This window comes from Mucilaginibacter celer, from assembly GCF_003576455.2.
Classification (GTDB): Bacteria; Bacteroidota; Bacteroidia; order Sphingobacteriales; family Sphingobacteriaceae; genus Mucilaginibacter; species Mucilaginibacter celer.
The window spans coordinates 5,173,675-5,188,616 of sequence record NZ_CP032869.1 but is presented as its reverse complement, the minus strand read 5'-3'; the positions used below and the strand labels follow the sequence as shown (position 1 = coordinate 5,188,616).

Annotated in this window: 13 protein-coding genes; 10 read left to right on the top strand and 3 right to left on the bottom strand. The window is 44.4% G+C overall.

Going from position 1 to position 14,942, the window contains the following annotated elements:
- Window positions 1-63: 63 nt before the first annotated feature.
- The 5 genes from HYN43_RS21325 to HYN43_RS21305 all read left to right on the top strand — a co-directional run bounded on the left by HYN43_RS21325 (window position 64) and on the right by HYN43_RS21305 (window position 4,768).
- On the top strand, window positions 64-2,649 hold the full coding sequence (locus tag HYN43_RS21325; protein WP_119405966.1) for a ligase-associated DNA damage response DEXH box helicase: 2,586 nt from the start codon (window positions 64-66) through the stop codon (window positions 2,647-2,649).
- Window positions 2,650-2,731: 82 nt separating this feature from the next.
- On the top strand, window positions 2,732-3,046 hold the full coding sequence (locus HYN43_RS21320) for a hypothetical protein (protein WP_119405965.1): 315 nt from the start codon (window positions 2,732-2,734) through the stop codon (window positions 3,044-3,046).
- Window positions 3,047-3,144: 98 nt separating this feature from the next.
- Window positions 3,145-3,480: a tRNA-binding protein gene (locus tag HYN43_RS21315; RefSeq protein WP_119405964.1), complete on the top strand. Its 336-nt coding sequence runs from the start codon at window positions 3,145-3,147 to the stop codon at window positions 3,478-3,480.
- Window positions 3,481-3,954 carry a nucleoside deaminase gene (locus HYN43_RS21310; RefSeq protein WP_205589800.1) on the top strand — a complete coding sequence of 158 codons (474 nt, stop codon included), beginning with the start codon at window positions 3,481-3,483 and terminating at the stop codon, window positions 3,952-3,954. It begins immediately after the preceding gene.
- Between the two features lie 202 nt (window positions 3,955-4,156).
- Window positions 4,157-4,768: a superoxide dismutase gene (locus HYN43_RS21305; protein ID WP_119405963.1), complete on the top strand. Its 612-nt coding sequence runs from the start codon at window positions 4,157-4,159 to the stop codon at window positions 4,766-4,768.
- Window positions 4,769-4,924: 156 nt separating this feature from the next.
- Here the strand turns inward: HYN43_RS21305 and HYN43_RS21300 are convergent, their stop codons facing one another.
- Entirely contained in the window at window positions 4,925-6,421 is a 1,497-nt protein-coding gene (locus HYN43_RS21300) for a catalase (RefSeq protein WP_119405962.1), read from the bottom strand.
- A gap of 91 nt (window positions 6,422-6,512) precedes the next feature.
- Between HYN43_RS21300 and HYN43_RS21295 the strand changes: the two genes are divergently transcribed.
- The 3 genes from HYN43_RS21295 (at window position 6,513) to HYN43_RS21285 (ending at window position 11,434) form a co-directional block, all read left to right on the top strand.
- The gene (locus tag HYN43_RS21295; RefSeq protein WP_119405961.1) at window positions 6,513-7,448 is read left to right on the top strand and encodes a hydrogen peroxide-inducible genes activator; all 936 of its coding nucleotides are present in this window, start codon (window positions 6,513-6,515) and stop codon (window positions 7,446-7,448) included.
- Between the two features lie 374 nt (window positions 7,449-7,822).
- On the top strand, window positions 7,823-10,261 hold the full coding sequence (locus HYN43_RS21290; protein ID WP_119405960.1) for a TonB-dependent receptor: 2,439 nt from the start codon (window positions 7,823-7,825) through the stop codon (window positions 10,259-10,261).
- A gap of 3 nt (window positions 10,262-10,264) precedes the next feature.
- Window positions 10,265-11,434 carry a PepSY-associated TM helix domain-containing protein gene (locus HYN43_RS21285; RefSeq protein WP_119405959.1) on the top strand — a complete coding sequence of 390 codons (1,170 nt, stop codon included), beginning with the start codon at window positions 10,265-10,267 and terminating at the stop codon, window positions 11,432-11,434.
- A 392-nt stretch (window positions 11,435-11,826) separates the two neighbouring features.
- Here HYN43_RS21285 and HYN43_RS21280 read toward each other — a convergent pair whose 3' ends face one another.
- Together HYN43_RS21280 and HYN43_RS21275 are read right to left on the bottom strand one after the other, a co-directional pair.
- Window positions 11,827-12,729 carry a ferredoxin--NADP reductase gene (locus tag HYN43_RS21280; protein ID WP_119405958.1) on the bottom strand — a complete coding sequence of 301 codons (903 nt, stop codon included), beginning with the start codon at window positions 12,727-12,729 and terminating at the stop codon, window positions 11,827-11,829.
- A gap of 11 nt (window positions 12,730-12,740) precedes the next feature.
- Window positions 12,741-14,192: an amino acid permease gene (locus tag HYN43_RS21275; RefSeq protein ID WP_119405957.1), complete on the bottom strand. Its 1,452-nt coding sequence runs from the start codon at window positions 14,190-14,192 to the stop codon at window positions 12,741-12,743.
- 195 nt (window positions 14,193-14,387) lie between these two features.
- On the opposite strand from HYN43_RS21275, the gene HYN43_RS21270 reads away from it, so the two are divergent.
- Both HYN43_RS21270 and HYN43_RS21265 read left to right on the top strand, forming a co-directional pair.
- On the top strand, window positions 14,388-14,621 hold the full coding sequence (locus HYN43_RS21270) for a hypothetical protein (RefSeq protein WP_119405956.1): 234 nt from the start codon (window positions 14,388-14,390) through the stop codon (window positions 14,619-14,621).
- Window positions 14,622-14,689: 68 nt separating this feature from the next.
- Window positions 14,690-14,878, top strand: coding sequence for a hypothetical protein (locus tag HYN43_RS21265; RefSeq protein ID WP_119405955.1), 189 nt, complete (start codon window positions 14,690-14,692; stop codon window positions 14,876-14,878).
- Window positions 14,879-14,942 lie beyond the last annotated feature (64 nt).

Here is a 14,942-nt window from a genome sequence, read left to right as displayed (position 1 = left end):
ATAGTTAATTTGTTGGCGGGCTAAGGTAAGCTATAACCAAACCCCGATTTTTTTGTTAAACGAATGATGACAAGTAAAGGCCAACAGGTAATACAACAATGGTACCGGGAAAAAAACTGGGAACAGTTCCCTTTCCAGGCCGAAATGATGGATGCTTATCTGAATGGTTATTCGGGTTTGCTGAATGCGCCAACCGGCAGCGGTAAAACGTTTGCCCTGTTTTTGCCTTTTCTGGCGGGTTTTATTAACCAACATCCTGATACTTTTAAAACACAGCAAAACAACGGCTTGCTGATGCTTTGGATAACACCGCTTCGTGCCTTAACCAACGATATCCGCAAGGCCATGCAGGAGGCCTGCAATGAGATGGGCCTGCCCTGGCGGATAATGACACGCACCGGCGATACATCGGCAGCCGAAAAATCTGCCCTCAAAAAAAAGCTTCCCGAGGTATTGCTTACCACACCCGAAAGCCTGCACCTGATGCTGGCCCAGAAAGAATATCCCAAATTGTTTAGCCAACTGCAAGTGGTGGTGATTGATGAGTGGCACGAGTTGCTGGGAACCAAACGCGGCGTACAGGTGGAATTGGGTTTGTCTAAGTTAAAAGTCTTAGGTTCTAAGTCGGAAGTCTTAAATCAAAAGTCAAAAGACTTAGAACTTAAGTCTCACGACTTCCCACTTAAAATCTGGGGCATCAGCGCTACCATCGGCAATCTTGAACAAGCGGCTGAGGTGCTGTTAGGTAATGATTTTCCGAAAGAGCAGATCAGGATGGTGCGGGCCAACCTGGAGAAAAAGCTGGATATCCGTTCCATCATCCCTCAAAATATCGAAAACTATTCGTGGGCCGGGCATATCGGTTTAAAGCTGCTGCCGGAGGTGATGGAAATTGTTGCCAAAAGTAAAACAACGCTCATTTTTACTAATACCCGCTCACAATCTGAAATCTGGTATCACGCTATTTTGGATAACTACCCTGAGTATGCCGGCATTATGGCCATGCATCACGGCTCGTTGGATAATGAGCTGCGCAACTGGGTGGAAGCCGCACTGCATGCCGAGGCGCTGAAGCTGGTGGTATGTACATCGAGTTTGGACCTGGGGGTGGATTTTCGGCCCGTTGATACCGTGGTGCAAGTGGGGAGCCCCAAAGGCGTTGCCCGTTTTATGCAGCGGGCGGGCAGAAGCGGGCACCATCCGGGAGCAACTTCGTTAGCCTATTTTGTGCCTACCCACTCGCTCGAGTTATTGGAGGGGGCGGCGCTGAAAGAGGCCATTAAAGCCAAAATATTTGAAAGCCGCGACCCCTTGCTGCTGGCTATGGATGTGCTGATCCAGTACATGGTTACACTGGCGGTATCTGATGGCTTTAAGGCCGAAGAATTATTTAGTGAGATAAAAACAACCTATGCATTTGCTGATTTGAGCAGGAGTGAATTTGGCCAACTGCTTGATTTTATCACAACCGGGGGCAAAACCCTGGCCCAGTACGATGAATTTTTAAAGGTTGAGGTTGAGAATGGCCTTTACAAAGTGAACAGCAGGCGGGTAGCCATGCGGCATCGTTTAAGCATCGGTACTATCACCAGCGAGTTAAGTATCCGTGTAAAATGGCTCAGCGGCGGCAGTTTAGGTACTATCGAAGAGTCGTTTGTATCCAAATTGAAGCCCGGTAATACATTCTGGTTTGCCGGCCGCAGCCTGGAGTTTGTAAGAGTAAAGGAGATGACGGCTTATGTTAAAAAATCAAACTCGACCAAAGGTATTATCCCCAGTTGGAATGGCGGGCGGATGCCTTTATCATCACAACTGGCCGCAGTATTCAGGCTAAAACTGGATGAGGTAGCGCATGGCCTTGAGCGGGATGTGGAGGTAAAAGCCCTCAAGCCGCTTTTTGATCTGCAACAAAAACTATCGCACCTGCCACAAAGTCACGAATTTTTGATCGAATCATTCAAATCAAAAGAAGGACACCACCTCTTATTTTATCCTTTTGAGGGAAGATTGGTACACGAGGGTATGGCATCGCTGCTGGCCTATCGCATCAGCAAGATAAAACCGGCCAGTTTTTCTATCGCCATGAACGATTACGGATTTGAACTGCTTACTGATGAGGATATTCCTATTGAGGAAGCCCTGGAGGATTCGGCCTTTTTCTCGCTTGATAACCTGATAGATGATATTCAGCACAGTTTAAACGCCAATGAAATGGCCCGGCGAAAGTTTAGGGATATAGCCCACATCGGCGGATTGGTATTTACTGGTTATCCCGGACAGCAGATTAAAAACAAACACTTACAGGCCTCAACATCTTTATTATTCGAGGTTTTCAGCGAGTACGAGCCGGATAATTTACTGATCCGCCAGGCGTACAATGAAGCACTTGCTTTTCAACTGGAAGAGTTTAGGCTGAGGGCCGCGCTGCAGCGCATTCAATCGCAAAACATTATTTTAAAAGTGATTGAAAGACCTACGCCTTTTGCATTCCCGATAATGGTGGATAGCCTTGGGCGTGAAAAACTTACTACCGAAACCCTGGAAGAACGCATAGCCAAAATGGCCCGCAGCTATGGTGCCGAAGGCGTTGCTGAACCGGCAGAGCGAAAAAGCCGGAAGCCGGGGATTACGAGGAAGAAAGGATTTTAAACTAACAAACTTGTTACCTTATATCGTTAAACCAAGTTTAAGCATTTAACTCTAAATAGCTAAACACTATCCAAAATCGAATATGAAAAACCTAAAACTACGCAGTCTTATTATTTTGTTGACTTTTTTCTTTAGTTCATGTGTTACAACCAGCTACCTCGGTGATAATTATCCTGCCACCGAAAAAATAGATGTATTTTATGATGCAAAAGACGTAAAGAAAGACTACAAAGTTATAGGCCACTTAATTACCGATTACACCAGTGACTCGATTGAGGCCAAAGATGCATTATCAACAAAAGCAAAAAAGGTCGGCGCAGATGGAATTATTATATTACAGGTTGCTGGCAACGGTGAACATGTTTCCATTCGTGCCGATGCAATAAAATATAATTAAGCCCTCTTTACTCTTCACCGGTAGGAGAGACTTTATTTTTTAGCCCCTCTCTGCTGGATAAAGGCTGGCTTGATACTCTTTTTTTTACCTTTGCCACCATGGAAACCATCACCTGGCATGATTTTGAAAAAGTGGAACTTAGGGTAGGCACCGTCCTCGAAGCCATTGATTTTCCCGAAGCCCGCAAACCCGCCTTTAAAGTAAGGGTTGATTTTGGCGAGCACGGTATCCGCTGGTCGAGCGCGCAAATCACTAAGCATTATACTAAAGATCAGTTGGTTGGCAGGCAGATAGTGGGTGTAACCAATTTTCCTAAAAAGCAGATTGCCAATTTTATGTCGGAGTTTTTGGTTACCGGCTTTGCCGATGAAAATGGTGATATTGTATTAACCGCTGTAGAAAAACCCGTGCCAAACGGCAGCAAACTTATTTAAATGAGATACATCAGTTTTGAGGACGAGCCAGCCATATCGCCCGATGAATATTTTATGGGCGAGGCGCTAAAAGAAGCCCGCTACGCTTTAGAGGAAGACGAGATCCCCATCGGGGCTATAGTGGTTTACAACGGCCGCATCATTGGCAAAGGCCATAACCTTACCGAACGGTTGAACGATGTATCGGCCCATGCCGAAATGCAGGCCCTTACCGCCGCCGCCAACCTGATGGGCGGCAAATACCTGCAGGGCTGCACACTGTATGTTACCATGGAGCCATGCGTAATGTGCGCGGGCGCGTCATACTGGTTCCAGGTAAGCAAAATTGTTTTTGGGGCTTATGATAATAAACTGGGCTTTGGCCGCATCAACCAAAAAATAACCCACCCCAAAACCATCATCACCGGCGGCATCCGCGAAGCCGAATGCAGCCAGCTGGTGAAGGATTTTTTTAAAGGGAAGAGGAAGAAGTAGGGTAGTTGTCTGAATCAGAATTTTCAGGATTTTAGAATTTACAGAATTTGTGTTGGGCTGATGATAAGTATTCTGCTAATTCTAAAATTCTGAAAAATCCTGATCAAAAACATGACAATTATTTAGAACAAATCCATCCCTCAACGCTTATATTTGTTACGTCACAACAAACGTTAAACTTTAAAATTAATAACTTAAAATTATGGCATTTACACTACCGGCGTTATCCTACGCTACCGATGCTCTGGAACCGCACATTGATAAACTGACCATGGAAATTCACCACGGCAAACACCACCTGGCTTATGTTACCAACTTAAACAAAGCTTTGGAAGGTAAACCTGAGGCCGACAGCAACATTGATGATATCATTAAAAATATCTCAAAATTCCCTGCTGCTGTACGTAACAATGGTGGTGGTCATTACAACCATACTTTATTCTGGACTTTGTTATCACCAAACGGTGGTGGCGAGCCTACAGGTGCTTTGGCCGATGCTATTAAAAGCACTTTCGGTTCATTCGCCGATTTTAAAACCAAAGTATCTGAAGCCGGTGCAACCCGTTTCGGTTCGGGTTGGGCATGGTTAATTGTTACTGCTGATAAAAAACTTGCTGTAACTTCAACCCCTAACCAGGACAACCCATTGATGGATATTGCCGAAGTAAAAGGTACCCCGATTTTAGGTATCGACGTTTGGGAGCATGCTTACTACCTGAAATACCAAAACCGTCGCCCGGATTATTTAGCAGCCATCTGGAATGTAATTAACTGGAACCACGTTGCCGAGCTTTATGCTAAAGCAACTGCTTAATTTTATTTTAAGCTGATATTGAAAGCGGCAGGACCCGATGGTTCTGCCGCTTTTTTGTTATAATTATGTTAGGTATGTTATCCGTATGTTGGCTACCCATAAAACACAACGGCCGCCCGTTAAAGCAGCCGTTTGTTCATTAAATATTATAGGGGATTAAATGTTCTGTGGCATTTGCTTCATCGTTTCGGCCAAATCAAGCTGTAAGCCTTTGGCAATGGCCATACCTAAATTAATGTCGGCCCTAAACCAGTGGCAGAGCTGGCGGTTAATGATCAACTCCTTCTTAGACCCCTCAATACCTTTCATCGAGCCAACCACATTGTTAACCAGGTTTTGTTTGGCCTGGCTATCCATCAGCCGGTATAAATCGCCGGGTTGGGTGTAATGATCATTTTCGCCTTCGGCATTACGGTCATACCAATCGCCAACCGGACTGCCAAAATCCCAGGCAGGTTCTTTATAACTTTGATCTACCGCAATATCATCAAAGCTATTAGGGAAATAGTTTGGATTTGAGCCGCCGTTGCCGTTTACGGTCATCTGGCCGTCGCGCTGGTAGTTGCTTACCAGGTAGGGGCATTTATTCACCGGGATCTGTTCATAATTACCACCCAGGCGGTAGCGGTGTGCATCGGGGTACGAAAGTATGCGGCCCTGCAGCATTTTATCGGGCGAGTAGCCTACACCATCCACAACATGTGCCGGGGCAAAAGCCGCCTGCTCAACATGGGCAAAGTAGTTATCGGGATTTTCATTTAATTCCAATACACCAACGTCGATCAACGGATAATCAGCATGGGGCCACACTTTGGTTAAATCAAATGGATTGATGTGGTATGTTTTGGCATCAGCTTCGGGCATTACCTGTATTTTTAAAGTCCATTTGGGGAAATCGCCGTTATCAATCGCTGTTAGCAGATCGTGCTGTGCAAAATCAGGTGCTTTGCCGCGCATATCGGCAGCTTCATCATTTGTGAAGTTTTTGATACCCTGCTGCGTTTTAAAGTGAAATTTAACCCAAAACCGCTCGTTTTTAGCATTGATGAACGAAAACGTATGGCTGCCAAAACCATCCATGTGGCGGTAACCATAAGGTGTGCCGCGGTCGCTCATTAAAATAGTTACCTGGTGCAGGCTTTCGGGGTTCAGCGACCAGAAATCCCACATCATGGTGGCACTTTTGCAGTTGGTATACGGGTCGCGCTTTTGGGTGTGGATAAAATCGCCGAATTTTTTAGGATCTTTTATAAAGAAAACCGGGGTGTTGTTGCCAACCAGATCCCAGTTACCGTCTTCGGTATAAAATTTAATGGCAAAGCCGCGGGGATCACGCTCGGTATCGGCCGAACCTTTTTCGCCGCCCACGGTAGAGAAACGCAGGAACAATTTGGTTTGCTTACCTATGGTATTGAACACTTTAGCGCGGGTATACTGGCTGATATCGTTCGTAACCGTAAATGTACCATAAGCGCCCGAACCCTTGGCATGAACTACACGCTCAGGAATACGTTCGCGGTTAAAGTGAGCCATTTTTTCGTGCAGGATATAATCCTGTAATAATATCGGGCCGCGCGGACCGGCAGTCATCGAGTTTTCATTTTCTACATAAGGCCTGCCCGAAGCGGTGGTAAGCTTCCTTTTGTTTTCCATAGTATAAGTTTTGATGACTCAAACTTGACTAAAAAATCTCAATAGAAAAAATCAATATTTGTTATCTTAGCATAGTATTTATCTATATTACATGACTATTACACAACTGGAGTATATTGTGGCGGTTGATACCTACCGCAGTTTTGTGGCCGCTGCCGATAAGTGTTTTGTTACCCAGCCAACGCTGAGCATGCAGGTACAAAAACTGGAAGATAACCTGGGCGTAAAAATCTTCGACCGCAGCAAACAGCCCGTTGTACCCACCGAGATAGGCATCGAAATTATTAACCAGGCCCGCATCATGCTATCTGAAAGTGAAAAGATCAAGGAGATCATCACCGACAGGCAAAAGGAGCTTTCCGGCGAGTTACGTGTAGGCATTATCCCAACCGTTGCACCTTATATACTGCCAAAAATCATCCATGGTTTTATTGAAAAATATCCGCAGGTAAAACTGGTGGTATGGGAACAAACTACCGAAGAGATTATCCAGCAGTTAAAATTGGGTATGCTTGATTGCGGTATCCTCTCCACCCCGCTGCATGAGGCCAGCCTTACCGAGATCCCGGTGTTTTATGAAAACTTTGTGGCTTATGTATCTAAAAACAGTAAGCTCTCTAAAAAGAAAAACATCATTCCGGATGATATTGATATGGAAGAGATCTGGATTTTGAACGAGGGCCACTGCATGCGCGAGCAGGTATTGAACATTTGCCAGCGCCGCAAATCAACCCGCGGCTTTCAGCATTTTGAATATAATACAGGCAGCGTTGAAACCCTTAAGCGTATGGTTGATCAAAACAACGGTGCCACCATCCTGCCCGAACTTGCCCTCTCCGAACTTACCGAAAAACAACTGGATAAAGTACGTCACTTCCGCTCACCCGAGCCCGCCCGTGAGGTAAGTATTGTAATACAGCGTAACTTTTTAAAACGCCGGATGATTGAAGCTTTGAAGAACGAGATTCTGGAGTTTGTGCCTAAGCGGATGAAGAGTAAGAAGAAGAAAGAGGTGATGGATATATAAATAACCTCTTTAAAACCTTGGTAGAAAAAAATTATAATAAACATAATTATCTGAGTTGTTTCCGTTTTGGAAATAACTGAATTTGCCAATTCATTCAGAACCTGATTTATTCTTATCTATTTAAAGTATCAACTATTCGAATTTTTCGGGTAGTTGGGCCGACGGTATGCCCATTTAGGATATTACTGTATCATCGGCGATAATCTCATCCCCGTCGTAACATACCTTGAACTTTTTTACTAATAATTATAAACGTCGTAATTCATTGTTAATCAGATGTAAGTCTTAGCTTATTTAGATTTATTATAAATAATTTGCATTATAACACTTGTGTGACTACTTTTGCGGCATTATTTATATTTAGTCTAAATAAAATGAATCAACCCCTACACACATTTCACAAACTGCTCTCCCTGTTATTTCTGGTAGTTTTTACACTCTTCAATATAAAGTCTGCAACGGGCGAAGTTAAACCCGGCACTATTACAGGTACCATTACAACCGCCGATGGCCAAACCGTGCCCGGTGTAACTGTTGGTATTAAAGGCGACGGCATAAACGCGGGCACCGTTACTAACGAAAGCGGCCGGTTTACCTTTAATAAAGTAAAACCCGGTAGTTATACCATTAAAGTAAGCTTTGTTGGCCTGGCTTCTGAAGAAAAAACAGTTGAGGTGGCCGAGGGGCAGCGTGTTGTGGTAAACTTTATGCTGCGCGAAAACGCCAACCAGCTTGGCGAAGTTTTAATATCGGGCCGTAAACAGAAATATAAAATTGATGCCCCATCGGCAAGCTTAAGGCTTAATGAACCTTTATTGCAGGTAGCACAAAATGTTCAGGTAGTTACCTCAAAGGTATTGGCCGATCAACAGGTGATCAGCATGAGCGATGGTTTGATCCGCAACGTGAGCGGCGCTGTACGCCTGGAGCACTGGGGCGATTTGTATACCAATATCACCATGCGCGGTTCGCAGATCCAGGCTTTCAGAAACGGTTTTAACGTAGTTAGCTCGTACTGGGGACCGCTTACCGAGGATATGAGTTTTGTAGATCATATCGAATTTGTAAAAGGCCCTGCAGGTTTTCTATTGAGCAACGGCGACCCAAGCGGTTTATACAACGTGGTTACCAAAAAGCCTACCGGCGAAACCAAAGGCGAGATCAGCTTTACCACCGGCAGCTTTAACTTAAACCGTGCAACGCTCGATCTGGATGGAAAATTAAGTAAGGATGGAAAATTCCTGTATCGTTTGGATCTATCTGCACAAAACAAAAACTCGTTCCGTGCCAATGAGTTTAATGATCGTTATGTTATAGCACCAGTAGTTTCGTACCAGATTGATGATAAAACCAAACTGACTGCCGAGTACGTTTACCAACGCGCCCACATGTCTGATGTTGGCTCGTATTACGTATTCAGCCCGAAAGGCTATGGTGTGCTGCCGCAAAACTTTACCCAGTTGCCTGCAGGCTTGCCTCCAACCAATATCAACGATCACAGTTTTACCCTGAATCTTACGCATCAGTTAAGTGATAACTGGAAGCTTACCGCGCAGGCTGCCCGTTACAATTATTCGCAATTGGGTACCTCTATGTGGGCCGATTCGGTAAATACCGATGGTTCTTATTACCGTAATGCCGGCATCTGGGAAGCAAAAAGCACCATGTCATTAGCCCAGGTATTTTTAAATGGCAAAGTTAATACAGGCAGTGTTGTACACAATATTTTGGCCGGTGTTGATTTAGGCGATAAAAAATATGTTGCCGATTATGCTCAAACAGCATCACTTGATACCGGTTCAAGACCTTTTAATCCTTACCAGGAAGGCGTACCAACGCTTAATAACCCATCAAACGGCTATCCTAAGTTTGATCGTTCGTTAAACCTTGAAGCACGTGCAGCTGCCGGTTTTGGTTTAATCAATACACGTTATTCAAGCATATACTTACAGGATGAGCTTGGCTTTTTTGATAACAAAGTAAGGCTGACACTGGCAGGCCGTTATACTTATGTGCAAATGGCCGATTTTAATACACCCGAACAGGCTAAACATTTTAGTCCGCGTATAGGTTTAAGCGTATCTATCGATGACCAGACTTCGGTTTACGGCTTACGCGACCAAACATTTTTACCACAGGCAGGCAAAGTTTCGGTTGGTAAATTGCAGCCATTAACGGGTACCAACACCGAATTTGGTATTAAACGTGACTGGGCCGGCGGCAAATGGAACACCACGCTTTCGGTATACCGCATCTTAAAAAACAACGAACTAACTGCCGACCCCAATGCCGCTCCTAACTCGGGTTTAAGCATCATATTTGGCCAGAAAAGATCACAAGGCTTAGAGTTTGACCTCCGCGGCGAAATTGCACCCGGTTTCAACTTAACTGCAAACTATGCTTACACCGATTCGAAGGTGAGTAAAGTAAATCCTGATCTGGCTGCTTCTCCAACCAACACCATTAAAGTAGGCGATGTGGTGCCGGGTTATGTAAAACATGTTGCCAACGCCTGGTTAAGCTATAAATTAAACAGCGGCACACTTAAAGGTACCGGCGTATCATTAGGCGGCACTTACTATGGCGGCCGCCAGACTGATACCTGGAGCGTTGGCCTTGAAAAATTGCCAAACTATTTTAAAATGGATGGCGGCTTATTTTGGGAAGGCTCAAAAATGCGTATTGCAGGTAACGTATTTAACGTGCTGAATAAATACACTTACAGCGGTTCGTATTACTCATACCTGAGCGCCTACTACTGGCAGGCCGATGCGCCACGTAACTATCGTTTAAGTATTGCTTACCGGTTTTAATGCATGACGCCTTTTAAGAAAACCATATTGTTTATACATCGCTGGCTCGGATTTATCTCCGGGCTGGTGGTATTTATTGTGAGCATCACCGGTTGTATTTTTTGTTTTCAGGATGAAATTCAGGATGCAATACATGATTATCGTAAGGTGGAAGTACAGAATAAACCTTACATAGCGCCATCTATACTTAAAACCGAAGCGTTGAAAGGCCGCAAGGGTGCAACAGCCAGCTATATTTATTATTACGGCATTGGTCGCCCGGCAGGTGTGTTGGTGAATGATAAAAAGGAGGGTTTGTTATATGTTTATCAAAACCCCTATACCGGTAAAATCACCCATACTGAAAGCCCCACTTCAAATTTTTTTATTATTGTTGAGTATATTCACCTGTACCTGTTGCTGCCGGCCAATATAGGCGGCATGGTAGTAGGCGTCTCGGTAATTATTTTTGTTGTGCTGATGATAACCGGCATTGTACTATGGTGGCCCAAACGCAAAACCGACCGCAAACGCAGCCTCACCATTAAATGGGGCGGCCGCTGGCGCAGGGTTAATTACGATTTGCACAATGTATTGGGCTTTTATGCAACCAGCGTGGCTATAATTTTAGCCATAACAGGTTTATCTATTGCTTTTGATTGGGTACGTGAAGGCATTTATGCTACTGCCAACCTGGGTAAGGCCCATCCCGAAGAAAAGGCTGTATTTAAATCCGATTCATTACTGAAAGGAAAGGTCGACACTACTCAAATCATCAACAAAGCATATTTAGCAGCCAGGGCAGGTTCGCCAAATGCCGAAATGTTTTTGATTTATGATGATGAAGCTAAAGCCGGCGCCGTAGGTGTAACCGCCTACGCAAAAGCTTTACATTATTATAAAAGCGATAGCTACACATTTGATAAGTACAGCGGCAAATTGCTTAACCGTACGGCTCATGAACAGAAAAGTCCCGGCATGAAGATGAATAACATGAACTACGATATTCACGTAGGGCAGATTTTAGGATTACCCGGTAAGATCATCGCTTTTTTGGCCAGTTTAATTTGCGCCAGCCTGCCAATAACGGGTTTCATTATCTGGCTGGGTAAACGTAAAAAATCCAAAACAAAAAAAGTAAAAACGGTGGTACACAGGCGAACGGTGAGGCAGCATTTGCCGGCTGACCGTTGATTGGTCTGAACCATGATTTGACCATTGATTTATTTGATTACGTTGATTGCGTCGATTTTTTACTCCCCTTTAGGGCATTGCCGTCAAATTAAGAATCAGGCTTTTAAATTCCCCTCTTGAGAGGGGGCGCGATGGGAAAGAGCGGGAGCAGGGGTGTGTTATACGAGCGATAACTACACGTAGAGTAACACACCCCTCCACCCCTCTCGAGAGGGGAATCGCACAATTCCACCGCTTTTTGCTTAAGTTGACGGCTATGCCCTTTAGAGGGCTGGGGGGCCAATCACCACCTCATCATCCACCGGATGCCCGGTACAGGTCAATATCCAGCCCTGCGCAAGATCCGCATCTGTCAATACATCGTTCTTTACCATTTCAACTTTACCGGCGGTTCATTTCATCATGCAGGTTGAGCAAACCCCTCCACGGCAACTGTAGGGCAATGCAATATTGTTTTGCAGGGCAGCCTGTAGTATGGATTGATTTTCGCCCACCACAATATCGTGCAGCTCTCCACCATATTGTATTTTGATGTTGCGGGGAGGGAAGCTTGTAAAAGCGCCGGTAACAGGAACGGTTTCAAGCACAAAATTTTCACGGCGGATCTTATCTTTTTCAATCCCCATATAAACCAGGTCAAACCTAATCATACGCATATATGCAAACGGACCGCACAGGTAAAACTCCGCATTGGTAATATTAAAATGAGCGTGTTGTTTAACCAGTTTCTCTACTTTATCCGTATTAAGCCGGTTGGCCTCACTGCTCAGCAGGTGAATGATGGTTAACCTGGCGGGATGTTCGGCCACCAGCTTTTCCAGTTCATCTTTAAATAAAATGGATTGGGTATTTTGATTGCTGTAGATCAGGATCAGCCTGCTTTGGCCTTCCCTCCCAAGTACATACTTTAACTGCGAAAATATGGGTGTAATGCCGCTGCCGCCGGCAAATAAAAAGATATCTTTTTCGTGTTGATAATCGCTGATAATAAAGCGGCCTGCAGGAGCCAGTGCAGTTAATATATCGCCCTCTTTTATTTTGGCCAGCATAAAGCGTGAGATCTCGCCATTACTGATGCGCTTGATGGTAATAGCCATATAAAGCTCATCAGGTGATGAACTTAAAGAATACGAGCGCCTGATCTCTTCCTGCCGGTGGTTAAATATCAGCGTTACGAATTGCCCTGCCTGGTAAGGTATAACATGCCCATCAAGGGCACTCAGGTAAAACGTAGCGATATCTGCCGATTCCCGTTTTACGCGTTCGACTTTTAATTTTAAAATATCCTCAGTCATCTTTGGCAAAACTATTGTTTACCCGCAAGCATTTTGCGGATAACACTGTTTTTTTTGCCGTAAGTATAGTAGATAACCAGGCCAATTGCAAGCCAGACAATCAAACGCAGCCAGGTATCGCCGGGTAAAAAAGTCATCATCGCAAAGCAGGTTAAGATACCTAAAATGGGCACCAACGGAACTAAGGGTGTTTTAAATGGGCGATGTACATCGGGCTGTTGTTTGCGTAAAATAAGTACACCTGCGCAAACCATTACAAAAGCCAGCAGGGTACCAATGCTGGTCATTTCGCCAACTACGCGAATAGGTACAAATGCGGCGAAAATGGCGATAAAAGCGCAAAGCACAATGTTCGATTTCCAGGGTGTACGGAATTTAGGATGCACTTCTGAAAACACCTTCGGCAACAAACCATCCTTCGACATGGAGAAAAATACACGCGACTGGCCCAGCAGATCGACCAAAATAACCGAGGTATAGCCTATTAATATAGCCAATACAATCGCTTTGCTTAGCCACTGGTAACCTGTTTTCTCGATAGCGATGGCTACGGGCGCACCCGAACCTATAAACTCTTTATAATTGGCCATTCCGGTCATTACGTGGGCAAATACAATAAACAACACCGTACAGATGAGTAGTGAACCAATAATACCGATGGGCATATTGCGCTGGGGATTTTTAGCTTCCTGGGCTGCGGTTGATACGGCATCAAATCCTATAAATACAAAAAATACCAGCCCGGCTCCTCTCAGTATGCCCGACCATCCATAATCGCCCCAAACACCTGTGTTTTGCGGAATGTAGGGATGATAGTTTTGAGGGTTGATAAATGACCAGCCCACGGCAATAAATACCAGCACCACGCCTACCTTCAAGGTTACAATAACAGCGTTTACCCAGGCCGAACCTTTCGTGCCGCGAATAATAATACTCGTTACAAGCATCACGATCAACGCCGCAGGTAAATTAATGATACCTTTAATTACATCTCCATTCGCCGCCTTAGCTGTTTCAAAGGGCGAAAGCGTAAGCTGCGGAGGCAGGTACAGATCAAACCAGGATAAAAATTTAGTTAAATACTGCGACCAGCTGATAGCCACCGTAGCCGCGCCAACGGCATACTCCAAAGCCAGGTCCCAGCCTATGATCCAGGCAAAAAGCTCGCCCATGGTAGCGTACGAATAGGTGTACGCACTGCCGGCAACCGGTATCATGGCCGAAAACTCGGCGTAACAAAGCGCTGCAAAAGCACAACCTACCGCGGCAATTAAAAAAGATATGGTAACCGCCGGGCCCGAATGCTGGCCGGCGGCTATGCCTGTTAATGAAAACAAACCGGCACCTATAATGATGCCTATCCCGATTAATATAAGGTTAACCGGGCCGAGCGAGCGTTTTAATGAATGTTCACCTTCTTCCTTTGATTCGGCAAGGAGGGTTGCGATGGGCTTTTTAATCATGATATAAAAAAAGTCCACAAAGTTAGTAGATTATTGGTTTGGTAGATGGGGTGTTTATAATGGGGAGGTAAAATGAATTTTTGTGCAGGTTGCAAGGAGTGTTAAATAGGGGTGTATGGGTTTGTAGTGTAAATCCATGCTATATGGCCATCGGTTACGAATAGTTATTACCTGATATTTAGTTATATTTGAGTTATGGGAGCAAAAGAGTTAATAACTAACCCGTTGAATGAGCAGCAAGTAATGATGTTACGGCTATTAAAAAAGCCTTTGCCCGAGGCTGATTTTGCTCAGATAAGGCAACTTGTTGTTAAACTGTTGGCCCAACAGATGGATGAAGCGATTGAAGAATGGGAAAATGAGCATAATATTACTGCGGATAGTTATGATCAGTTAAGTAAAGGGCATTATCGTAGTTTGGTAAACTAATATATTCTCTTATTATCGGGTATTCATGACTTAATTAAGAATTTCGGTCGCGAAAAGTATGAAAGGTTATGACAACATTGACAATTGATATTCCCGATAATAATATCGAGGAAGCGTTAATCCTACTGGCAAAACTTGGTGTTCAGGTGCGGCAATCTAATTTGTTAAACTTAGACGAACTAACGGAGCGGGATTACAAAAGACATTTCCGTTATCGTGCAAATGAAATGCGTGAAAATCTCGCTAAATATTTGTGAAAAAGGATTACAATCTAATATTTTTAATCCGCATACTCTCACCCCCAAAACAAATCACATAAAT